Source organism: Sphingomonas panacisoli (assembly GCF_007859635.1).
GTDB lineage: Bacteria > Pseudomonadota > Alphaproteobacteria > Sphingomonadales > Sphingomonadaceae > Sphingomonas > Sphingomonas panacisoli.
Genome location: NZ_CP042306.1, coordinates 1927626 through 1949038, shown reverse-complemented (window position 1 = coordinate 1949038; position 21413 = coordinate 1927626). Strand labels below are relative to the sequence as shown.

Annotated in this window: 20 protein-coding genes, 2 tRNA genes and 1 pseudogene; 17 read left to right on the top strand and 6 right to left on the bottom strand. The window is 65.2% G+C overall.

Annotation, left to right across the window (positions count from 1 at the left end; translation table 11 throughout):
* Positions 1–130 precede the first annotated feature (130 nt).
* On the top strand, positions 131–1594 hold the full coding sequence (locus FPZ24_RS09950; protein WP_146571576.1) for a flavin-containing monooxygenase: 1464 nt from the start codon (positions 131–133) through the stop codon (positions 1592–1594).
* Positions 1595–1675: 81 nt separating this feature from the next.
* Here the strand turns inward: FPZ24_RS09950 and rsmD are convergent, their stop codons facing one another.
* Positions 1676–2212, bottom strand: coding sequence for a 16S rRNA (guanine(966)-N(2))-methyltransferase RsmD (gene rsmD, locus FPZ24_RS09945; protein WP_146571574.1), 537 nt, complete (start codon positions 2210–2212; stop codon positions 1676–1678).
* A 344-nt stretch (positions 2213–2556) separates the two neighbouring features.
* A pseudogene (locus FPZ24_RS09940) lies at positions 2557–3408 on the bottom strand (pseudouridine synthase); the annotation flags it as partial.
* On the opposite strand from FPZ24_RS09940, the gene FPZ24_RS09935 reads away from it, so the two are divergent.
* The 8 genes from FPZ24_RS09935 (at position 3408) to FPZ24_RS09900 (ending at position 10984) form a co-directional block, all read left to right on the top strand.
* Positions 3408–3848: a response regulator gene (locus FPZ24_RS09935; RefSeq protein ID WP_146571572.1), complete on the top strand. Its 441-nt coding sequence runs from the start codon at positions 3408–3410 to the stop codon at positions 3846–3848. The pseudogene FPZ24_RS09940 and the gene FPZ24_RS09935 sit on opposite strands and share 1 nt — an antisense overlap.
* A gap of 123 nt (positions 3849–3971) precedes the next feature.
* The gene (gene gatB, locus FPZ24_RS09930) at positions 3972–5459 is read left to right on the top strand and encodes an Asp-tRNA(Asn)/Glu-tRNA(Gln) amidotransferase subunit GatB (RefSeq protein WP_146571570.1); all 1488 of its coding nucleotides are present in this window, start codon (positions 3972–3974) and stop codon (positions 5457–5459) included.
* Between the two features lie 108 nt (positions 5460–5567).
* Complete coding sequence (locus FPZ24_RS09925; RefSeq protein ID WP_146571568.1) at positions 5568–6221, top strand: peptidylprolyl isomerase; 654 nt, start codon at positions 5568–5570, stop codon at positions 6219–6221.
* 90 nt (positions 6222–6311) lie between these two features.
* Positions 6312–6917, top strand: coding sequence for a hypothetical protein (locus FPZ24_RS09920; RefSeq protein ID WP_186728724.1), 606 nt, complete (start codon positions 6312–6314; stop codon positions 6915–6917).
* Complete coding sequence (locus FPZ24_RS09915; RefSeq protein WP_240047409.1) at positions 6914–8005, top strand: hypothetical protein; 1092 nt, start codon at positions 6914–6916, stop codon at positions 8003–8005. Before FPZ24_RS09920 ends, FPZ24_RS09915 begins: the two co-directional genes overlap by 4 nt.
* A 172-nt stretch (positions 8006–8177) precedes the next feature.
* Positions 8178–8262: transfer RNA gene (locus tag FPZ24_RS09910), tRNA-Leu, on the top strand.
* Positions 8263–8320: 58 nt separating this feature from the next.
* Positions 8321–9925 carry a trigger factor gene (gene tig, locus FPZ24_RS09905; protein WP_146571566.1) on the top strand — a complete coding sequence of 535 codons (1605 nt, stop codon included), beginning with the start codon at positions 8321–8323 and terminating at the stop codon, positions 9923–9925.
* A gap of 129 nt (positions 9926–10054) precedes the next feature.
* Positions 10055–10984, top strand: coding sequence for a glycosyltransferase family 2 protein (locus FPZ24_RS09900; RefSeq protein ID WP_146571563.1), 930 nt, complete (start codon positions 10055–10057; stop codon positions 10982–10984).
* Here FPZ24_RS09900 and FPZ24_RS09895 read toward each other — a convergent pair.
* The gene (locus tag FPZ24_RS09895; RefSeq protein ID WP_240047408.1) at positions 10981–11373 is read right to left on the bottom strand and encodes a DOPA 4,5-dioxygenase family protein; all 393 of its coding nucleotides are present in this window, start codon (positions 11371–11373) and stop codon (positions 10981–10983) included. The genes FPZ24_RS09900 and FPZ24_RS09895 overlap by 4 nt on opposite strands.
* A gap of 83 nt (positions 11374–11456) precedes the next feature.
* The gene (locus FPZ24_RS09890) at positions 11457–12488 is read right to left on the bottom strand and encodes an SDR family oxidoreductase (RefSeq protein WP_146571559.1); all 1032 of its coding nucleotides are present in this window, start codon (positions 12486–12488) and stop codon (positions 11457–11459) included.
* 278 nt (positions 12489–12766) lie between these two features.
* On the opposite strand from FPZ24_RS09890, the gene clpP reads away from it, so the two are divergent.
* The 5 genes from clpP to FPZ24_RS09865 all read left to right on the top strand — a co-directional run bounded on the left by clpP (position 12767) and on the right by FPZ24_RS09865 (position 16018).
* Entirely contained in the window at positions 12767–13444 is a 678-nt protein-coding gene (gene clpP / locus FPZ24_RS09885) for an ATP-dependent Clp endopeptidase proteolytic subunit ClpP (protein ID WP_146571557.1), read from the top strand.
* A gap of 113 nt (positions 13445–13557) precedes the next feature.
* Positions 13558–14823: an ATP-dependent Clp protease ATP-binding subunit ClpX gene (gene clpX / locus FPZ24_RS09880; RefSeq protein WP_146571555.1), complete on the top strand. Its 1266-nt coding sequence runs from the start codon at positions 13558–13560 to the stop codon at positions 14821–14823.
* Positions 14824–14846: 23 nt separating this feature from the next.
* Positions 14847–15092, top strand: a complete 246-nt coding sequence (locus FPZ24_RS09875; protein WP_146571553.1) for a DUF1272 domain-containing protein — start codon at positions 14847–14849, stop codon at positions 15090–15092.
* Entirely contained in the window at positions 15089–15670 is a 582-nt protein-coding gene (locus tag FPZ24_RS09870) for a GNAT family N-acetyltransferase (protein ID WP_338061648.1), read from the top strand. Before FPZ24_RS09875 ends, FPZ24_RS09870 begins: the two co-directional genes overlap by 4 nt.
* 30 nt (positions 15671–15700) lie before the next feature.
* Entirely contained in the window at positions 15701–16018 is a 318-nt protein-coding gene (locus FPZ24_RS09865; RefSeq protein ID WP_146571551.1) for a hypothetical protein, read from the top strand.
* Here FPZ24_RS09865 and FPZ24_RS09860 read toward each other — a convergent pair.
* The gene (locus tag FPZ24_RS09860; RefSeq protein WP_146571550.1) at positions 16015–16620 is read right to left on the bottom strand and encodes a methyltransferase family protein; all 606 of its coding nucleotides are present in this window, start codon (positions 16618–16620) and stop codon (positions 16015–16017) included. The genes FPZ24_RS09865 and FPZ24_RS09860 overlap by 4 nt on opposite strands.
* A 9-nt stretch (positions 16621–16629) precedes the next feature.
* A complete protein-coding gene (locus FPZ24_RS09855) occupies positions 16630–18309 on the bottom strand; it encodes a M1 family metallopeptidase (protein ID WP_240047407.1) in 1680 nt (559 codons plus the stop codon).
* Between the two features lie 112 nt (positions 18310–18421).
* On the opposite strand from FPZ24_RS09855, the gene lon reads away from it, so the two are divergent.
* From lon to FPZ24_RS09840, 3 genes are all read left to right on the top strand, one after another.
* Positions 18422–20815: an endopeptidase La gene (gene lon, locus FPZ24_RS09850; protein ID WP_146571545.1), complete on the top strand. Its 2394-nt coding sequence runs from the start codon at positions 18422–18424 to the stop codon at positions 20813–20815.
* A gap of 156 nt (positions 20816–20971) precedes the next feature.
* The gene (locus tag FPZ24_RS09845) at positions 20972–21244 is read left to right on the top strand and encodes an HU family DNA-binding protein (RefSeq protein ID WP_146571543.1); all 273 of its coding nucleotides are present in this window, start codon (positions 20972–20974) and stop codon (positions 21242–21244) included.
* 53 nt (positions 21245–21297) lie between these two features.
* A tRNA-Val gene (locus FPZ24_RS09840) sits at positions 21298–21372 on the top strand.
* The last annotated feature ends 41 nt before the right edge of the window (positions 21373–21413 follow it).

Sequence of the window (21413 nt, the reverse complement as noted above, 5' to 3'; positions counted from 1 at the left end):
TTGTCGCCCGCTCCCTCCGTCGCCTTCGGCGCCACCTCCCCCAGGCAGGGGAGGATTACGATACTGACACTCATGTAAGTTGCCTTCCGCTTCCCGATCGAATAATCGGTACGGTGGAGAGGTGGCTGCCATGGAACATATCGACGTCCTGGTCGTGGGCGCGGGGATTTCGGGGATCGGCGCGGGCTATTACCTGCAAACGATGTGTCCCGATCGCAGTTACGCGATCCTCGAAGGGCGCGCGGCGCTCGGCGGCACCTGGGACCTGTTCCGCTATCCCGGCATCCGGTCGGATTCGGACATGTACACGCTCGGTTATGCGTTCAAGCCGTGGACCGAGGCGAAGGCGATCGCCGACGGGCCGAACATCCTGAACTATCTCCAGCGCACGGCTGCCGAATACGGCATCGACAAGCAGATCCGCTACAATCACCACGTCAAGAGCGCGGCCTGGTCGACCGACGAGGCATGCTGGACGGTCGAGGCCACCGGACCGGATGGGCCGGTCACGATGACCTGCAATTTCCTCTTCATGTGCTCGGGCTATTACAATTACGCCAAGGGCTATTCGCCCGAATTCGCCGGTGCGGAGGATTTCAAGGGGCGGATCGTCCACCCGCAATTCTGGCCGGCGGACCTGGACTATACCGACAAGAACGTCGTCGTGATCGGCAGCGGCGCGACCGCGGTGACGCTCGTGCCCGCGATGGCGCCGAAGACCAAGCATATCACCATGCTCCAGCGCTCGCCGACTTACATCGTCGCGCGGCCGGGCGAGGATGCGATGGCGAACTGGATGCGCGGCAAGCTGCCGAGCAAGATGGCCTATGGCATCACGCGCTGGCGCAACGTCCTGCTCGGCATGCTTTTCTTTAAAATGGCGCGCGGGAAGCCGGAAAAGACCAAAGAGCGGTTGCTCAACATGGTCCGCGAGGAATTGCCCGACGCCGATATCGAAACGCACTTCACCCCCCGCTACAATCCGTGGGATCAGCGCCTGTGCCTGGTCCCCGACGGCGACCTGTTCGCGTCGATCCGCGAAGGGAAGGCGGAGGTCGTCACCGACACGATCGACCGGTTCGTGCCGGAGGGGATAAAGCTCAATTCGGGCAAGACGCTTCCCGCCGACGTCATCGTCACCGCGACGGGGCTCGAACTGCAATTGCTCAGCGACGTGCAATTCTCCGTCGATGGCGTCGCCCAGGATTTGTCGCAGACGATCAACTATAAGGGCATGATGTATTCGGGCATCCCGAACATGGCCTCGTCATTCGGCTACACCAACGCGTCGTGGACGCTGAAAGCCGACCTGACCTGCGCCTATGTCTGCCGCTTGCTCAATACGATGAAGAAGCGCGGCCTGCGCCAGGCGACGCCGACCCCAACCGATGCCGTGGGCGAGGAGCCGTTCCTCGATTTCAGCTCGGGCTACGTCACGCGCGCGATGGACAAATTCCCCAAACAGGGCGCGCGCAAGCCGTGGAAGGTCCACCAGAACTACGCGCTCGATCTGATGGCGCTGAAGTTCGGGTCGGTGGACAACGAGATGGTGTTTTCGAACCCGGTGCCGGCGAAGGTGAAGGAAGCGGCGTAGGACTCGTCATCCCGGCGAAGGCCGGGATCGCCGGGTGATTGGGCAAGCCGCCAGCGGCGCCGGCCTTCGCCGGGGCGACGGTTAGGTCTGCCGCAGCAACGTCACCCGCGCCTTGCCGTAGATCTTGTCGGCGTCCACCTCGAACCCGGCAATCTCGACTGCTTCGTTGCGCTGCGTTTCGATACTGATCCAGGTCGCCGGGCCGATCCAGCCGAGCCGCGCGAGTCGGTCAAGCGCGACGACGCCCGCGCCGGTACCATACGGCGGGTCCATCATGATCACGTCGAGCGGCGCCGTGGCCGGCCCGAGCGCCATCACCGATTGCGCGCGGATATCCGCCTTCGCGCCGAGCTTCGCGACGTTCACGCGCAACGCATCGAGCGCGGCCTTGTCCTGCTCGACGAACAGGCAAGACCCGGCGCCGCGCGACAGCGCTTCCAGACCCAACGCGCCGGATCCGGCGAACAAGTCACCGACCGCCAGGCCTTCGAAACTGCCGATCCGGCTGACCAGCATCGAAAACAGCGCCTCGCGCGTGCGGTCTGCCGTCGGCCGCGTCGTATCCCCCTTCGGCGCGACGATCGCGCGCCCGCGCCATTGCCCGGCGATGATCCGCATTACTTGCGGCCGCGCGGGGGGCGCCCGCTCGGCTTGCCGCGACCACCCGCCGGGCCCTTGGCCGGGCCGGCAGGGCGGGCAGGAGCGTCGCCGCGATCCTCGCGGAAGTTGCGAGAACGTGACTTGCGGGCGGAATCGGACGTGCCGCCACGAACGGCAAGCGTACCGTCGGCACGCTGACGAGGTGCCTTGGCGGGCTTGGCCGCCGGCCGGGCCGGTCTGGCGGGCCGCGAGGTGGGCCGCTCGGGCTCGCGTTTGGGGGCAGCGGCGCGCGCCGCGACCGGCATCACGCCCTGGTCGCGCACCCGCGCCGGCTGCGGCAAATCCTTGCGCGTCGGGTTGGCGCGGAACGATTCGACGTCGTGCGGGCGCACTTCGCCCACCGCGCCGACCGGCAGGTCGCCCAGCACGAACGGTCCGTAGCGCGTGCGGATCAGCCGGCTGACCTTCAGCCCGAGATGTTCCAGCACGCGGCGCACTTCGCGGTTCTTGCCTTCGGTCAGGACCATTTCGATCCACACGTTCGCGCCCGTCCGCCGCTCCAGGTTGGCGTCAATCGACCCGTAGCGCACGCCCTCGATCTCGACGCCTTCGATCAGATCCTCGAGCTGCTGCTGCGTGACGTTGCCGTACGCCCGCGCACGATAGGCGCGTTCGACCCCCGTCGCGGGCAACTCCAGCTGCCGCTTCAGCCCGCCGTCGGTGGTCAGCAACAACAACCCCTCGGTATTGAGATCGAGCCGCCCCACCGGCACCACGCGCGGCAGCGTCTTGAGCAGGCGATCGTAGATCGTCGGCCGCCCGCCGGGATCGCGCTCGGTCACCAGCAATCCACTCGGCTTGTGATAGATGAACAGCCGCGCCGCGGTCGGCGCCGCGACCGGATTGCCGTCGACCGTCACGCCGTCCAGCGAGGTCAGGATCGTCGCCGGCGTCTCCAGCACCACGCCGTTCAGCGCCACGCGCCCCTCCGCGATCATCCGCTCGACCTCGCGCCGCGACGCGACGCCGGCACGAGCCAATAATTTTGCGATTCGCTGGTCTTCAGGCTTCTTGGCGTTGGGCATGGTCGCGCCAATATACCGTTTTGTCCGGGGTGGGCTTATTATTTGCACCCGGACTCGTTGCCGAGCGTTAAGCGACGGCAGCGTAACGACGCGCGGGCGAAACGATCCGCGGGCAAGGGATGACAGCAATGGTGTTCGGACGACGCAAAAGGACGATCACGCGGCTCCTGGTCTGCGAGGACGAGCCCCTCATCGCGTTCGACAACGAATATGCCCTGACCGAAGAAGGGTTCGAGGTCGTGGCGACGGTCGACAAGGTCGCCGACGCGATCGCCGTGCTCGATGCCAATGCCGACGTTCACCTGGTGCTCGCCGATGTCAGCCTGGCCGACGGCAACGGCATCGATCTCGCAAGACAGGCGCACGCGCGCGGCGTGCCAGTGATCTTCTGCACGGGCGATTGTCCCGAAGGGGGCAGAGCGTTCGCGCGCGGCTGCCTGGCCAAGCCGTATAGCCCAGCCGACCTGATCGACGCCATCGCCGCGGTCGACAGCCTGATCCAGGGTCGCGCTCGCCCACGCCGCCTGCCGCGTGGTTTTTCGCTGTTCGATCAGGAAGCCACGGCTTAACGGCTACTGTGCTCCGGCGAAGGCCGGAGCGTTGGCGGTTAGTGGTATCAGCCTCCTAGGCTCCGGCCTGCGCCGGAGCACGGGATGCTTGATGCGTCGGGACCGTCGCGTCTAATGGACCTCATGACCGACGTTCTGAGCAAAGCCGCCCCGTCCTCGTACCGCGTCCACGGCGCCACCGGCGAGTGGGAAGTGATCATCGGGCTGGAGGTCCACGCCCAGGTCACCTCGAACGCCAAACTCTTCTCCGGCGCCGCAACCGCGTTTGGCGCAGAGCCCAACACGCAAGTCTCGCTGGTCGACGCCGCGATGCCCGGCATGCTCCCCGTCCCCAACCGGGAATGCATCCGCCAGGCGGTGCGCACCGGCATGGCAATCGACGCGCACATCAACAAATGGTCGCGGTTCGACCGGAAAAATTACTTCTACGCCGATCTGCCGCAGGGTTATCAGATCAGTCAGCTCTACCATCCGCTGGTGGGCGAGGGATCCGTCGAGATCGAATTGGAGGGCGAGGAAAGCCCGACCAAGACGATCGGGGTCGAGCGCATCCATGTCGAGCAGGACGCCGGCAAGCTGATGCACGACCAGCATCCGACGCGGTCGTACGTCGATCTCAACCGCTCCGGCGTCGCGCTGATGGAGATCGTCAGCCGCCCAGACATGCGCTCGCCGGCGGAGGCCGGGGCGTACCTCACCAAGCTGCGCTCGATCCTGCGCTATGTCGGGTCGTGCGACGGCAACATGGACCAGGGCTCGATGCGCGCCGACGTCAACGTGTCGGTGCGCCGTCCGGGCGGCGATTTCGGGACGCGGACCGAGACCAAGAACGTCAACTCGATCCGCTTCGTCATGCAGGCGATCGAGCACGAGGCGTCGCGCCAGGTCGACGTGCTCGAAGGCGGCGGCAAGATCGTCCAGGAAACGCGGCTGTTCAATCCCGACACCGGCACGACGCGGTCGATGCGGTCGAAGGAGGATGCGCACGATTACCGTTACTTCCCCGATCCCGATCTGCTCCCGCTCGAACTCGACGATGCGTTCCTGGCGGAGTGCAAGGCGAGCTTGCCCGAACTGCCCGACGCCAAACGCGCGCGCTACGAAGGGCTGGGGATCACGCCGTATCAGGCGAACGTGCTGACCGCCGAGGTCGAGACCGCGCGCTGGTTCGACGCCTTGCTCGATCAGGGCGCGAAGCCGGTCGCGGCGGCCAACTGGGTGTCGTCGGAGTTGTTCGGCGCGCTCAACCGCATCGGCAAGGACATCGCCGAATCGCCGGTCGGGCCGGGCCAGGCTGCCGAGCTGCTGGCGCTGGTCGCCGACGGCACGCTATCGGGCAGCCTCGCCAAGCAGGTGTTCGAGGTGATGCTCGAAACCGGCGATGCGCCCGGCAAGATCGTCGAGGAACGTGGGCTCAAACAGACGTCGGACACCGGCGCGATCGAGGCGGTGATCGCCGACGTGCTGGCGAAGAACCCCGGCCAGCTCGAACAGTATCGCGGCGGCAAGGAAGCTTTGTTCGGTTTCTTCGTCGGCCAGACGATGAAAGCGATGCAGGGCAAGGCAAACCCCGCGGTGGTCAACGAACTGCTCAAGAAGGCGCTGGGCTGAACATCCTACCGTCACCCCGGCCTTGAGCCGGGGTCCCGCTTCTTGCTACGTCGGGGTCAAGCGGGACCCCGGCTCAAGGCCGGGGTGACGAGATGAGGAGGCAGTGAAATGCGGAAATTCATCGCGGTCTTGGGAGCGCTGGTAGCTGCGCCGCTCCTCGCCCAAACGACGCCCGCACCAGCGCCAGCGCCAGCCCCGACCCCATCGCCCGCAGCAACCCCCGCTGGCCCGCCGCTCCCGCGCGTCGCGATCGAAACCACGGCGGGCCGCTTCGTGGTCGAGGCCGACACAAAGCGCGCGCCGATCAGCTCGGGCAATTTCCTGCGCTATGTCGATCAGAAACGGCTCGACGGCATCACCTTCTATCGTGTGGTGAAGGTCGATACGCGCTTCGGCTTCGTCCAGTTCGGCACCAACGGCGACCCGGCCAAGACGCTGCCGCCGATCAAGCACGAGCCGACCACGCTGACCGGGATCCAACACCTCGACGGCACGCTGTCGACCCCGCGTCTCAGGCCCGGCACCGCGCGCGGCGACTTCACGATTATGCTGGGCGACCAGCGCCCGTCGATGGACGCCGACCCGTCCAAGCCCGGCGACAATGCCGGCTATGCCGCGTTCGGCCATGTCGTCGAGGGCATGGACGTCGTGCTCAAGATCTTCGACGCACCGGTGTCGAAGACGGGTTCGATCCGGGGGGCGTTCAAGGGTGAGGTACCGGTCGCGCCGGTCCGCATCGTGTCGGCGCGGCGGGTGAAGTAGTTCTAATCGTTAGCCTCTTGCTCGTGGCCGCGGGCGCGATACGCTGATCCCGCCGTCGCGGTGATTCGCGGCGGCCAAATAGGGGGTTGCATGAAAGTGTATCGATTTGCCGCGGTCGCGGCACCGTTGTTGTGCGCCACGCAGGCGCTGGCGCAGGGCGCGCCGACCTATATCGCCGACAGTGCGTCGCCGTTCGGCGCATCCACCGTCACCAACGCCGATGCGGCATCGGTCAAGATGCCCAAGCTCGACTACAAGTCGGACGGAACCGAAGCCGGGGATTTCGACAAATATTACACGTTCCGTCGGGCGGATACCGACTTCGCTACCGCCTACGCTGACATCGCCGAGTGCGACGGTTATGCGCGCGGCCTGCAAAGCGGGGTTACCTATCAGCAGGTCCCATACCCCTACGCCGCCACGCTGGCCGGTGCGGTGGGAGGCGCCATCGGCAACGCGATGGCGGTGGCGATCTTCGGCTCGGCCGAAAAGCGCCGGGCGCGACGCGTCAACATGCGGACGTGCATGAACTTCAAGGGGTATGCCCGTTACGGCCTGCCCAAGTCGCTGTGGGACGACTTCAACTTCGAGGAAGGGCTCGGCAGCGTGAACGAGGAAAAGCGTCATCGTTATCTGATGCAACAGGCGTTGGTCGCGTCGTCGGGCACGCTCCAGGGGAAGGATCTGGGCCTGTGATCAAGCCGCTGACTACAATATTCGCCGCGCTGCTTCTTGCCGCGCCGGCGTTTGCCAAGAACAAGGATGTCGTGTTCGTCACGACCACCACCATCAAGGACAAGCCGGGACCCGTCGCGATCTCGCCGTCCATGGCGTACGTCATGCTGCGCTCGAACGTCGCCGTGCCGCTCTATCTGATGAAGGTGCCGAGCGCCGAGGACCAGGCCAACTACGACAAGATGCGCGCCGACGCCTTGGTCAAGGCTCACGCCAAGTATCTGAAGAAACAGAAGGAATATGACAGCGCGGTCAAATACAACAAGAGCCTGTCGGAAGGCGCGCAGCGGCAGCCGCTGCCCGACAAGCCGGTCGAGCCCACCGAGGCCAATTTCGAGTTCACGCCGTTCCCGTTGCTTACCGGGGTGCCACTGGGTCCGTTGAACCGGTTCGCCAAGGCCGACGGCGGGCTATCGACCTACCTCCAGGAGCTGACGCCGGGCGAATATCGTATTTACGGTCCGCTATCGGTGATGCCGAACGGCGCGGCGATGGGCGGTTGCTATTGTATGGGCAGCGTCGCCTTCGTCGCCAAAGCGGGCGAAGTCGTCGATCTCGGGATGCTGGTCGCGCGGACGAACGTGAAACGGCCCGAGGGGGGATTCATCGGCGCCGTTCGCCGACGACGGTCCCATCCTGTCACCGGCAACGGCGGCGCTCGACGCACGGTTGTCATCGGCGAAAATCGTCCAGGCCAAGTTCCGCCCGATCGGCAAGTTGCCGAATTACTACGGCGTGAACATCGGCCGCATGCCGGCGATGCCGGGCGTCATGCGCTACGAGCGCGATCGCATCGTCGATCTGACGGGAGGGGCCAACTAACCGACTATTGCGCGTCGGCGTCCTGGTTGCGGGTCTCTCCGCGCTCAGCGTCGTCGTTATTCTCGGTCGCCTGCTCGATATCCTCGCGGTTCTTGTCCGCGGTTTCGGGCGTGCTGTCGGGGTGTTTGTTGGGATCGGCCATGGTCGTTCTCCTTAGCTGGGGTTCGCCGGCCCGGTCGGCTGTTCGCCGGGGGCGGGGATGTCGATGTCCGGGGTCGGTGGGCTGATTTCCGGCGGCGGACCGTCGGGGGTCAGCGGCTGGCTGGGCTGGGGCGGCAATTCGGGGGGCGGCTGGGTGGCCATGAATGGCTCCTTTCACCGTCATCAACGCAGTTGCGCGTGGCGGGTTGCTCCTGACCCGACACTTGCTATAGACGCCGCCGACCGGCGGTGTCCCAAGCGGGCGTGGCGGAACTGGTAGACGCGCTGGATTTAGGTTCCAGTATCGCAAGATGTGGGGGTTCGAGTCCCTTCGCCCGCACCAGTCCCCGTGACGAACGGGGGACGACACCGACCATCTTTTCTTACGATAAAGGCCGAAAATGAAGACTGTCGAGACGTTGAACGAGGGCCTCAAGCGCGCCTATGCGCTGACGATCACCGCCAAGGAAATCGACGCCAAGGTCGACGCCGAGGTCAAGAAGGTCGCGCCGCAGATCCGCATGCCGGGCTTTCGCCCGGGCAAGGTGCCGGCGAACCTGATCCGCAAGATGCACGGCCCGGCGCTGGCGCAGGACGCGCTGAACTCGGCGATCCAGGACGGCATCCAGAACCTGATCGCGAGCAACAAGCTGCGTCCCGCGATGCAGCCCTCGGTCAGCCTCGAAAACGAATATGAAGCCGGCAAGGACGCCGAGCTGAAGGTCGAGCTGGAAATCCTGCCCGACGTCCCGACCCCGGCGATCGACAAGCTCAAGCTCGAGCGTCTGACGGTCCCGGCCAACGACGACGCGGTTCAGGCGCAGCTCCAGAAGTTCGCCGACCAGCAGAAGTCGTGGAACGACACCAAGGACGGCTACAAGGCCAAGCAGGGCGACCTCGTCACGGTCGATTTCGTCGGCAAGACCGCCGACGGCGTCGCGTTCGACGGCGGCACCGGCACCGACATGGCGGTGGAAATCGGCGGTGGCCGCCTGATCCCCGGCTTCGAGGAGCAGGTCGTCGGCATGAAGGCGGGCGACGAGAAGCAGATCAAGGTCACCTTCCCGGACGATTACGGCGCCAAGGATTTGGCCGGAAAGCCCGCCACGTTCGATCTGACCGCCAAGTCGGTGCAGACCGCGGGCGAGACCAAGATCGACGACGCGCTGGCGACGTCGCTGGGCCTCAAGGACCTCGAGCAGCTCAAGGGCTTGCTCAAGGGCCAGGTCGAGCAGGAGCTCAACGGCCTCACGCGCACGCACATGAAGCGCAAGCTGCTCGATCAGCTCGCCGCGGGCCATGACTTCCCGGTTCCGCCGTCGATGGTCGAGGCCGAATTCGCGCAGATCTGGGAACAGCTGAAGCACGAAGCGACCCACGAGCCCGATCCCGAGGCCGCGCTCAAGGAAATGGAAGCGGAGAAGGGCGATTATCAGGCGATCGCCGAGCGCCGCGTGCGGCTCGGTCTGCTCCTGTCGGAAATCGGCCAGGCCAATGGCATCGAAGTCACCAGCCAGGAAATGAACCGCCTGATCGCGCAGGCCGCGCAGCAATACGGCCCGGAGGATCAGCAGCGCTTCGTCCAGTACATCCAGCAGGAGCCGATGGCCGCCGCCCAGCTGCGCGCCCCGCTCTATGAGGACAAGGTCGTCGATTTCCTGTTCGAGAAGGCCGACATCAAGGATCGCGAAGTGACGCGCGAGCAGCTTGAGGAAGCGATCGAGAGCGAGGACGGCTTCGCGACCGGCACGCATCATCACGACCACGACAACCACAAGCCCAAGGCGGCGAAGAAGACCGCGGCCAAGAAGACCGAGGCGAAGGCCGACGACGCCAAGCCGGCCAAGGCGAAGAAGGTCGAGAAGGCGGACGTCGAACCTGCCGCGCCCGACGCCAAGGCGAAGGCTGCCGAGCCGGTGAAGAAGGCCGCGACCAAGGCCGCCCCGGCCGCGAAGGCCGAACCCGCCAAGAAGCCCGCCGCGAAGAAGGCGCCGGCGAAGAAGTAAGCAGACCCGTCACCCCGGCCTTGTGCCGGGGTCCACGGTGCCGCAAACTATAGGTCAGGAAGCTCTTGCTTCTCGCTTGGCCGCCCGGTGGACCCCGGCACAAGGCCGGGGTGACGACGGGGGATGTGAGTGACGACCGAACCACGCATCGCAGTCCTGCTGCCCTGCTATAACGAGGAAGCCGCGATCGCGCAGACGGTCGCGGGGTTCCGCGCCGCGCTGCCCGGCGCCGTCATCTACGTCTACGATAACAATTCGACCGACCGCACCCTTGAGGTCGCGCAGAATGCGGGCGCGATCGTCCGCACCGAACGGATGCAGGGCAAGGGTAACGTCGTCCGCCGCATGTTCGCCGATATCGACGCCGACATCTACGTCATGGCCGACGGCGATGCGACCTACGATGCCGAGGCCGCGCCCGCGATGATCGCGCGGCTTGCCGACGAACAGCTCGACATGGTCGTCGGCACGCGCATCCACGAAGCCGCCGACGCGTATCGTCGCGGGCATGTGATGGGCAATCGCGCGATGACCGGGCTGCTCGCGGGGCTGTTCGGGCGCAGTTTCACCGACATTTTCTCCGGCTACCGCGTCTTCTCGCGCCGCTTCGTGAAGAGTTTCCCGGTGCTGTCGGGCGGGTTCGAGATCGAGACCGAGATCAGCGTCCATGCGCTCGAACTGCGCATGCCGGTCGGCGAGGTCGAAACGCGTTACTTCGCGCGACCCGAGGGGTCGGTATCGAAGCTCAGCACCTATAGCGACGGCTGGCGCATCGCGAAGACGATCGCGGTGCTCTACCGCATCGAGCGGCCGCTACTGTTCTTCGGCTGGATCGGTGCGCTGCTGGCGGCGCTCGCGGTGATCCTCGCGATCCCGCTGGTGGTCACGTACCTGCAGACCTCACTCGTCCCGCGCTTTCCGACGGCGATCCTGGCGACCGGGTTGATCATCCTGGCGGCATTGTGTTTCTTTGCGGGGCTGATCCTGGATACCGTGGTGCGGGGACGGCGCGAGATGCGGCGGCTGGCGTATTTGGCGCATAAGGCGCCTGGCGCCTAGAAATCGCTCTTCCCGAACCGCGCGACGCCCTGGTTCATCCCGGGCGGGTCGAGCACGGTGACGTCGAGGTCGAGCGGCTCCCCGATCCAGCGCGCGAGGCTGGTATGATCGGCGAGGTCGTCGTCGGTCAGCGGATGGATCAGCGCGCGCAAGCCGGTCGGCTCGATCGCTGCCGTAACCTCACCCCTCGCGCTCTCGGGAAAGTGGATTTCGAACTGCGGGATCGGGTGCGGGCCGACCGGGCGGTCGACCATGCTGCCGACGAACAGGATCGGCGCATCCGCGGCCATCCGCTCGAACTGCCCGCGCAACTCCTCCGCCACCGGACGCTCGCCAGCGTCGTAATAGACATGCGCGTGCCAAGGTGCGTTATCGTCGGTCACTAGCATCTCCTGTGCTCCGGCGAAGGCCGGAGCGTTGGCAACCATTCGCTGCGATTTCCAACGCTCCGGCCTGCGCCGGAGCACGACTATTAGGACGGCTGCACGATTCCCAACCGGATCAGACTCTCCCCGCTCGCGACGATCGATTCCTCGTTGGACCGGAACTTCCACCCCAGCAGGTCGCGCGCCTTGGCGTTGCTCGCTTCGCCCTTGATCCCCAGCCGCGGTACTGCCTCGCGCGCCAGCGGGTTGAAGATCGCGACCAGCTTGACCAGCCAATCGGGCAGTTCGCGGAACTTCGCCTTGGCCGCTTTTTCGCCCATGCCCGCGCGCAGGATGTCCGCCATGTCGGCCATCGACAACACGCCGCCGGCCGTCGCGAGGAAGCGCTGGCCCGCGGCGGCCGGGTCGGTCATCGCCTTGACCTGCATGCCCGCCACGTCGCGCACGTCGACCGCACCCAGATATAGCCGTGGTGCACCGGGCAATTTGCCCTCAAGCATCCGCTTCACCAGCTCGATCGAGGTCGACAGGTCGCCGTTGAGCGCCGGGCCGAAGATGCCGACCGGATTGACCACGGCCAGCTCCATCCCCTTGCCCTCGTCGGTCACGAACTCCCACGCCGATCGCTCGGCCAGCGTCTTGGATTTCATATAGGGCTGCACCGCCTCGCCGTTGACGTCGGTCCAGTCGGTCTCGTCATACGGTGTATCGCGATGACCGTGGCCACAGCCGACCGCCGCGAAGCTCGACGTCTGGACGACACGCTTCACGCCGGCGTCGCGCGCCGCGCGCAGAACGCGCAGCGTGCCATCGACCGCGGGGCGGATCAGCTCCATCTCGTCCTTGGGCTGCGCGATCGGGAAAGGGGACGCGACGTGCTGGACATAGTCGCAGCCCGCGACCGCCTCCGCCCAGCCGTCGTCCTTTTCCAGATCGGCGGCGAAAAAGCTCAATTTGTCGAGGTTGGTCGCGCCCGCCTTGGTCAGCGCCTCGCGCACCGCCGCTTCCTTGGACAGGTTGCGCACGGTCGTCCGCACCGTATGGCCTGCTTCCAGCAATTGCAGGATGACGTGTCCGCCGACGAACCCCGACCCACCGGTGACCAGCACTGTGCTCATGATCGCTCCCCTTCGCCGCCAATCTGGGCCGTTGCCCGCCGCCGCGCAAGATAACGCTGGCAATGTAGGATTTCGCCTGTCAGCGTTGCTTCGCATCTTCGTGCGTCCGGCGAAATCAGGGAGTTTTCGGGACGAGCGCAGCGGCGGCGGGAACGACGTCGCTAGTGTAAACTTCGTGTCAACTTAGCGCCGCCGTTCACCACGCCACCCCCTTGCGCCCCGCCAGCCGAGCGCCGATGTAGGGCTCAGCCAAGGGCATAAGGACCACGAGACTCCCCATGATCAATCCGTTCGACACCGGCAATTTCACGCCTCCGGGCTTTCAGATCGACCCCGTGACCGGCGGCCTGGTGCCGATCGTCATCGAACAGTCGAACCGCGGCGAGCGAAGCTTCGACATCTACTCGCGGCTGCTGCGCGAGCGGATCATCTTCGTCGTCGGCCCGGTCGAGGACCATATGGCCTCGCTGATCACCGCGCAGTTGCTCTTCCTCGAGTCCGAGAACCCGAAGAAGGACATCTTCATGTACATCAACTCGCCGGGCGGCGTCGTCACGGCGGGCATGGCTGTCCACGACACGATGCAATACATCCGCCCGCGCGTCGGCACGGTGTGCATCGGCCAGGCCGCCTCGATGGGCAGCTTCCTGCTGGCGGCCGGCGAGCCCGGCATGCGCGTCGCGCTCACTAACGCGCGGATCATGATCCACCAGCCGTCGGGCGGTGCGCAGGGCATGGCGTCGGACATCGAGATCCAGGCCAAGGAAATCCTGCGCATCCGGCATCGGATGAACACGCTGTATGCGAAATATACCGGCCAGCCGATCGAGGTGATCGAGAAGTCGATGGACCGCGACAACTTCCTCGAGGCCGAGGAAGCCAAGGCGTTCGGTCTGGTCGACGAGGTGTTCGACAAGCGTCCGGCGGTCGCGGACGACGCGTCGCCCACGGCGTGAGCCAAGCCAAATTGAGAACGTCGTAAACGTCTTATTTTGGTCATTGTGGTAATCGAGAGCGTCGGGTTACACTCCCGACGCTCAAGCCCCCATTGGGGCGAAGGAAAGTTTGAATGACGAAACTCAGCGGCGGCGATTCGAAAAGCACGCTCTATTGCTCGTTCTGCGGCAAGTCGCAGCACGAAGTGCGCAAGCTTATCGCCGGCCCGACCGTGTTCATCTGCGACGAGTGCGTCGAACTGTGCAACGACATCATCCGCGAGGAAACGAAGTCGGCGCTGGTCTCGAAGAAGGACGGCGGCGTGCCCACGCCGCAGGAAATCTGCGACGTTCTCGACGATTACGTGATCGGCCAGCGCCGTGCCAAGCGCGTGCTGTCGGTGGCGGTGCACAATCATTACAAGCGGCTCAACCATGGCGCGAAGGGTGCAGATGTCGAGCTCGCCAAGTCGAACATCCTGCTGGTCGGTCCGACCGGGTGCGGCAAGACGCTTCTCGCGCAGACGCTGGCGCGCATCCTCGACGTGCCGTTCACGATGGCCGACGCGACGACGCTGACCGAAGCGGGCTACGTCGGCGAGGACGTCGAGAACATCATCCTCAAGCTGCTCCAGGCGTCCGACTATAACGTCGAGCGGGCGCAGCGCGGGATCGTCTATATCGACGAAATCGACAAGATCAGCCGCAAGGCCGAGAATCCCTCGATCACGCGCGACGTGTCGGGTGAGGGCGTGCAACAGGCGCTGCTCAAGCTGATGGAAGGCACCACCGCGAGCGTTCCGCCGCAGGGCGGCCGCAAGCATCCGCAGCAGGAATTCCTGCAGGTCGACACGACCAACATCCTGTTCATCTGCGGCGGCGCTTTCAGTGGCCTCGAAAAGATCATCGGCGACCGCCTGCAGGGCAAGTCGATCGGCTTCGGCGCGCATGTCGCCGGGCCGGACGAACGCCGCACCGGCGAAACGCTGAAGTCGGTCGAGCCCGAGGATCTGCTGAAGTTCGGCCTGATCCCCGAATTCGTCGGCCGCCTGCCGGTGATCGCGACGCTTGAGGACCTCGACGAGACCGCGTTGGTCAAGATCCTGTCCGAACCGAAGAACGCGCTGGTCAAACAGTATCAGAAGCTGTTCGACATGGAGGAGGTCAAGCTCGGCTTCACCGACGACGCGTTGATCACGGTCGCCCGCAAGGGCATCGAGCGCAAGACCGGTGCACGCGGGTTGCGGTCGATCCTGGAGGGCATCCTGCTCGACACGATGTTCGACCTGCCCGGCATGGACGGCGTCGACGAGGTGATGATCGACAAGGACGTGGTCAACGGGACCAAGGATCCGATCCGCGTCTATGCCAAGAAGGAAAAGGCGGGCGACGCCGCCTGATCGGTCGGAAGCGGGGAGGGACGATGCTCGACCTGCGGCCCAATTGCGAATGCTGCGACCGGGATCTGCCGCCGGATAGCCAGGACGCGCGGATCTGCACGTTCGAGTGCACCTTCTGCGCGGACTGCGTGGACGGCGTGCTCGGCGGGGTCTGTCCGAACTGCGGCGGCAATTTCGTGCAACGGCCGATCCGTCCGAAGCATTTCCTCGAACGGCATCCGGCATCGACCCAGCGCATCCTGAAGGCCAAGGGCTGTCAGGCCGCGTGATCCGCGAGGCTACACCGGACGATCGCACCGCCGTCGCCGCGATGCTGGCGCGCGCGTTCGCGAACGACCCGGCGATGAGCTACATTTTCCCCGATCCGCGCGACCGGGCAAAGCGGCTGCCGCGGCTGTTCGCGTTGCTGTTCGATGCCGATGCACCAGGGCTGCGGCTCGTCACCGGCGACGCTCAGGCGGCGACCCTGTGGCAGCGGCCGGGGACACCGCAGGCGTCGACGATGGACTTGCTGCGCCAGGCCATCCCGCTGGTCGGCGCGCTGGGCTTCGCCCTCCCGCGCGCGATGCGCGTCGGCGATGCGCTGGATGCTCACGCTCCGCCCGAGCGGCACTGGTATCTCCACATCGCCGGCGTCGATCCGTCGCAACAGGGCAAGGGGCTGGGCGGCGCATCGATCCGCGACGGCCTGGCCCGCGCAGCCGCCGATGGCGTGCCCGCCTATCTGGAGACCGCGACCGAGAGCAACGTCGCGCTCTACCAGTCGCTGGGCTTTGCCGTGACGGGCGAATGGCACGTCCCCAAAGGCGGCCCCAAATTCTGGTCGATGCTGCGCGCCGCCGATTGACGGTTCGGCGACCGCGGATAAGCTGGCGAAATGCTGACGCTTCTCCTTCTCGCTTCGCTGGCGGTCACTGCCGACCAGGCTCAGGACCAGACCCCGACGCCCGCGCCGACCGCCACACCGGCACCCGCCATCGTCGGCGAATCCCGCGAAACCGCCTACAAGGTGAAGAGCGTCGCCGAGGAATATGCGATCATGCGCAAGCTAGGGCTGCGCGTCGACATGCAGTCCTTGGTCGAGGAAAAGGGACATCCTTACGACGTGTTGGAAGGGGTCGATCCCAATACCGGCGCGAAGCACACGGTCTGGTTCGACATCAAGAGCTTCTACGGGAAGGAATTCGGCTTCTAGAACAGTCCCGGCACGAAGCGCTTCACCCGCGCCGCATAATCGTCATACGCCGCGCCGAACTGGGTCCTTAGCAGGGCTTCCTCGCGCATGACCCGCATCCACGTGCCGATCACGTAGAGCGGCACCGCGACGATCAGGTTGCGCCAGTGTCCGAACGCGATCGCCATCGCGACCATGAACAGGCCGAGCGCGACATAGATCGGATTGCGGATGTGCTTGAACGGTCCGTTCTGGACAAGCACGTGGTCGCTTCGCGTCTGCGCGACCACCGCCCAATTTTTCCCCATCGCCCGCGACGACGCGTTGAACAGCCCGACCGCGCCGCCCATCAGCAGACCGACGACGACCGCCTCGACGATCGCCGCTCCCGACATGGGATCGAGCGCGACATGGACCGGGCCGAACCCCGCCGCGCCGATCCCGAGCCCCTGCACGACGATCCACAATCGCGTGATCGGCGCGCTTTGCGACAGCGGTGCCGCGGGCAGTCGCGCGACCCGGGCCCGGGCCGCCAGCAGCGCGATGAAGAATGCCAGGAAGCCGAGCATGATCACCGCCATGCCGGGTAGGCCGACGGGTTCGTTGGGGAAATAGTGCAGCATCCTGCTCTTCTACCGCGGTTTCGCCTGTCCTGCCTGATAATCCTCGACCGCTTTCGACCGACGCAGCACGCGTGCGTACGGATCGACCAGCACGCGCGCGTCGGCGGGCGCGTCGATCGTCGCGGTGCCGTCGGTCATCGCCACCTTCATGATTTTGTCGCCGATCATGACCTCGATCGGCATCGGGAAGGGGAGGTTGTCGGGCGTGAGCCACAACAGCGTCAGTTTGTCGCCGCTCCGCGCCTCGATCAGCTCGGGCAAAGCCGCGCGGCGGAGGTAGACATCGAAGAACCAGTCGTAATCTTTCCCCGTCACCTTCTTCACGAAGGCCTGATACTCACGCGTCGAGCCGTAACGCGGGGCGAAATTACCGGGCTTGGGATCGACCCGCCCATAAACCTCCAGCCGGGTCACGTCCCAGAAGTCCTTCTCGCCGATCAGCCAGCGCAGCGTGTGCAGGATCCACGCGCCCTTATTGTAGATGTCCTGGCCCGGCCCACCTTTGGCCGGCTCGTAGACCTCTTCCTCGGTCACCACGCGGTCGCGGACGATGGGAACGGCGTTGACGACCATGTTCCGCTTCTTGTCCATCATCGTCGCGTAGCGGGCATAGCCTTCGCGCCACAGGCCGTAGGCGGGCTGCATGTATTCGCCATAGCCTTCGTGCAGCCAGTAATCGTCCCAATTGGCGGCGGTCATCTGGTTGCCGAACCATTCGTGACCGAATTCGTGGTGGAACAGCCAGTCGAAGCCTTCGGGTGCCTTTCGATAGCCGTTGCCGTACGCGTTGATCGTCTGGTGCTCCATGCCGAGGTGCGGCGTTTCGACCACGCCGACCTTCTCGTCACCAAACGGATAGGGGCCGACATTGGCTTCGTAGAAATCGAGCGTCGGGGCGAATTCGGCGAACAGCATCTTCGCCCGCACTTCCTCGCCCGGCAGATACCAGTAGAACATCGGGATCGTATTGCCGAACCGGCTTTTGTAATTGCCTTCGATCACCTCATACGGCGCGATGGTCAGCGAGATCGCATAAGTGTTGGGGTGCTTGACCTCCCAGTTCCACCGCGTCCGGCCGTCGGGGAGCGTGTCCATTCCCTTGAACAGGCCGTTCGCCGGCGCCTTCAAGCCCTTCGGTACCGTAATGTGGAGCGCGACCTTGCCCGGTTCGCCCGTGGGATAGTCGAGGCAGGGCCAGAGGATGTCGCAGCCGGTACCTTCGGTCGTCGAGGCGATCCAGGGGCGGCCGTCTTTGGTCTTGGACCAGACCATGCCGTCGTCCCAAGGCGGGTTGACCGCGACGTGCGGCGTGCCGCCGAACGCCATGGTGGCCGTAACGCGCTCGCCGGCGGCGTACGTGCGGGGGAGCGTGATGGTCAGCCGTCCGTCGGGATTGGCGTAGGCACTCGCCGCCAACCGCTTGCCGTCGATCGTCACCGCGCCAGGGCCGAGATTGCGGTCGAGGTCGATCACCAACTTGTCGAGCGGCGCCTTGGCGGTGAAGCCCAGCACCGCTAGCCCCTTCACCTGCTGCGTGTCCGGCAGCACTTCGAACGACAGATCGGCGGTGTCGAACTGCAGTTTGGCCTGGTCGGGATCGATCGGCCCGCCCGATCGCTGGGTCTGAACGCTGAGCGCGGGCTCGCCCTTTTTGGGCAGGGTCGCCGCGCTGGCAGCCGCCGCCAGCACCGCGCTTATCCCCAACAACGCTATGCCGAAACGTCCCCGGCGATTGATGCTTCGCTCACCATTCCCATATAAAGGGTCAAATGCGTCCCGATCGGACGCCGTCGGAGTGTTCATGACCCAATCCTTCCCCGTATTGCCGCTGCGCGACATTGTCGTTTTTCCGCACATGATCGTGCCGCTGTTCGTCGGCCGCGACAAGTCGGTTGCCGCGCTGGAAACCGCGATGGCCGCCGACAAAGAGATTTTCCTCGTGGCGCAACTCGATCCCGGCCAGGACGATCCCGGTCGCGACGATCTGTACGACATGGGCGTCATCGCGACGATCCTGCAGCTGTTGAAGCTCCCCGACGGCACGGTTCGCGTGCTGGTCGAAGGGAAGTCGCGCGCCACACTGACGGAATTGACCGGTGTCGGCGACCATCTGACCGCCGATATCGAGCGGATCGACGAGGAGCCCGCCCAGGGCGTCGAGATCGCCGCGCTGATGCGCTCGGTGGTCGAGCAGTTCGAGAATTATTCCAAGCTCAACCGCAAGCTGCCCGCCGAAACCGCGGTGCAGATGAGCGAGATCGAGGAGGCGTCGCGCCTCGCCGACTCGATCGCGGGCAACATCGCGATCAAGGTCGCCGACAAACAGGCGCTATTGGTCGAACTCGACCAGTCGAAGCGGCTGGAAATGGTCTACGCGTTCATGGAAGGCGAGCTCGGCGTTCTACAAGTCGAGAAAAAGATTAAATCGCGCGTGAAGCGCCAAATGGAAAAAACCCAGCGCGAATATTATCTCAACGAACAGCTGAAAGCGATCCAGCGCGAACTCGGCAACGAGGGTGAGGAAGGCGATGGCGACGAAATCGCCGAGCTGACCCAGAAGATCGCGACGCTCAAGCTGTCGAAGGAAGCGCGGACCAAGGCGACCGCCGAGCTCAAGAAGCTCAAGACGATGGCGCCGATGTCGGCCGAAGCGACCGTCGTGCGCAACTATCTCGACGTGCTGCTCGGTCTGCCGTGGGGCAAGAAGTCGAAGCTGAAGAAAGATATCGCCGCGGCGCAGGCGGTGCTCGACGAGGACCATTACGCGCTTGAAAAGGTCAAGGACCGGATCGTCGAGTATCTCGCGGTGCAAGCGCGGACCAACAAGCTGAAGGGGCCGATCCTGTGCCTCGTCGGGCCTCCGGGCGTCGGCAAGACCTCTCTCGGCAAGTCGATCGCCAAGGCGACGGGGCGCGAGTTCATCCGCCAGTCGCTGGGCGGCGTGCGCGACGAGGCCGAAATCCGCGGCCATCGCCGCACCTATATCGGCTCGCTGCCGGGTAAGATCGTAACCAACCTGAAGAAGGCTGGTGCGTCGAACCCGCTGTTCCTGCTCGACGAGATCGACAAGCTCGGCCAGGATTTCCGCGGCGATCCGGCCTCGGCGTTGCTCGAGGTGCTCGACCCCGAACAGAACAACAAGTTCAACGATCACTATCTCGAGATCGACATCGACCTGTCGGACGTGATGTTCGTGACCACGGCGAACACGCTGAACCTGCCGCAGCCGTTGCTCGACCGCATGGAGATCATCCGGCTCGAGGGGTACACCGAGGACGAGAAGGTCGAGATCGCGGAGCGGCACCTGATCGCGAAGCAGGTCGAGGCGCACGGGCTGAAGGACGGCGAGTTCACGCTGACGAACGAGGGCCTGCGCGCGCTGATTCAGAAGTACACGCGTGAAGCCGGCGTCCGCACGCTCGAACGCGAGATCGCCAAGCTCGCCCGCAAGGCGTTGCGCCAGATCCTCGAGGGCAAGACCGAGAGCGTGACGATCACGCCCGACAACCTCCATGAGTTCGCCGGCGTGCAGAAGTATCGCCACGGCCTGTCGGAGACCGAGCATCAGATCGGCGCGGTCACCGGGCTCGCCTGGACCGAGGTCGGCGGCGAGTTGCTGACGATCGAAAGCGTGACGGTGCCGGGGAAGGGCGCGATCAAGCTAACGGGCAAGCTCGGCGACGTCATGAAGGAGTCGGCGGAAACGGCGATGAGCTTCATCAAGGCGCGCTCGCCGTCCTACGGCATCAAGCCGAGCCTGTTCGCGCGCAAGGACATCCACGTCCACTTGCCGGAAGGCGCGGTGCCCAAGGACGGGCCGTCGGCGGGGGTGGGCCTGGTGACGTCGATCGTCTCGACGCTGACCGGCGTGCCGGTGCGGCGCGAGGTGGCGATGACCGGCGAGGTCACGTTGCGGGGTCGCGTGCTGCCGATCGGCGGGCTGAAGGAAAAGCTGCTCGCGGCGTTGCGCGGCGGGATCGAAACCGTGCTGATCCCGAAGGAGAACGAGAAGGATCTCGCCGAGATTCCGGCCAACATCAAGGAAGGCCTGAAGATCGTGCCGGTCGAGCATGTCGACGAAGTCCTGCGGCTTGCGCTGACCGGGCCGCTCGAAGCGATCGACTGGACCGAGGCCGACGAGCTGGCGGCGCAACCGCCCGCGCCGATCGCACCCGCCGGCGAAATGCACCATTGATCCGATGACGTAACGATCCGCCGCAAATTCCCCGGACGGGATTGGATTTGCGGCGGAAACGTTTGACTCCCACAAGGGCAATCGCCTTACTGCGCCGTCCGCCGGTGCGGCGAGTCTCATTACCGACACAAACTCAAAACGGGGGTTTCGAGTCCCATGAACAAACAAGAGCTGATCGCTGCGGTTGCCGATACGGCGGGCCTCAGCAAAGGCGACGCATCGAAGGCGGTCGAAGCGGTGTTCGACGTGATCGGCGGCGCGCTGAAAAAGGGTGACGAAGTCCGCCTGGTCGGGTTCGGCACCTTCTCCGTGTCGAAGCGCAAGGCATCGACCGGCCGCAACCCGCGGACCGGCGAGCCGATGACGATCAAGGCATCGACTCAGCCGAAGTTCAAGGCCGGCAAGGGACTGAAGGACTCGGTCAACTAATCGGCTGGACAGGTGCGGCGCGCTCGCCTAGACGCGCCGCTCCCGAACGGATCGGGCGCGTAGCTCAGCGGTAGAGCACACCCTTCACACGGGTGGGGTCACAGGTTCAATCCCTGTCGCGCCCACCATCGCGCAGATGGTGAGACGGGCTAGCGAAGCTAGTCCGCCC

Coding starts and splice junctions, on each gene's coding strand:
- FPZ24_RS09950 (WP_146571576.1), top strand. CDS start 131: ATGGAACATATCGACGTCCTGGTCGTGGGCGCGGGGATTTCGGGGATC.
- rsmD (WP_146571574.1), bottom strand. CDS start 2,212: ATGCGGATCATCGCCGGGCAATGGCGCGGGCGCGCGATCGTCGCGCCG.
- FPZ24_RS09935 (WP_146571572.1), top strand. CDS start 3,408: ATGGTGTTCGGACGACGCAAAAGGACGATCACGCGGCTCCTGGTCTGC.
- gatB (WP_146571570.1), top strand. CDS start 3,972: ATGACCGACGTTCTGAGCAAAGCCGCCCCGTCCTCGTACCGCGTCCAC.
- FPZ24_RS09925 (WP_146571568.1), top strand. CDS start 5,568: ATGCGGAAATTCATCGCGGTCTTGGGAGCGCTGGTAGCTGCGCCGCTC.
- FPZ24_RS09920 (WP_186728724.1), top strand. CDS start 6,312: ATGAAAGTGTATCGATTTGCCGCGGTCGCGGCACCGTTGTTGTGCGCC.
- tig (WP_146571566.1), top strand. CDS start 8,321: ATGAAGACTGTCGAGACGTTGAACGAGGGCCTCAAGCGCGCCTATGCG.
- FPZ24_RS09895 (WP_240047408.1), bottom strand. CDS start 11,373: ATGCTAGTGACCGACGATAACGCACCTTGGCACGCGCATGTCTATTAC.
- FPZ24_RS09890 (WP_146571559.1), bottom strand. CDS start 12,488: ATGAGCACAGTGCTGGTCACCGGTGGGTCGGGGTTCGTCGGCGGACAC.
- clpP (WP_146571557.1), top strand. CDS start 12,767: ATGATCAATCCGTTCGACACCGGCAATTTCACGCCTCCGGGCTTTCAG.
- clpX (WP_146571555.1), top strand. CDS start 13,558: ATGACGAAACTCAGCGGCGGCGATTCGAAAAGCACGCTCTATTGCTCG.
- FPZ24_RS09875 (WP_146571553.1), top strand. CDS start 14,847: ATGCTCGACCTGCGGCCCAATTGCGAATGCTGCGACCGGGATCTGCCG.
- FPZ24_RS09865 (WP_146571551.1), top strand. CDS start 15,701: ATGCTGACGCTTCTCCTTCTCGCTTCGCTGGCGGTCACTGCCGACCAG.
- FPZ24_RS09860 (WP_146571550.1), bottom strand. CDS start 16,620: ATGCTGCACTATTTCCCCAACGAACCCGTCGGCCTACCCGGCATGGCG.
- lon (WP_146571545.1), top strand. CDS start 18,422: ATGACCCAATCCTTCCCCGTATTGCCGCTGCGCGACATTGTCGTTTTT.
- FPZ24_RS09845 (WP_146571543.1), top strand. CDS start 20,972: ATGAACAAACAAGAGCTGATCGCTGCGGTTGCCGATACGGCGGGCCTC.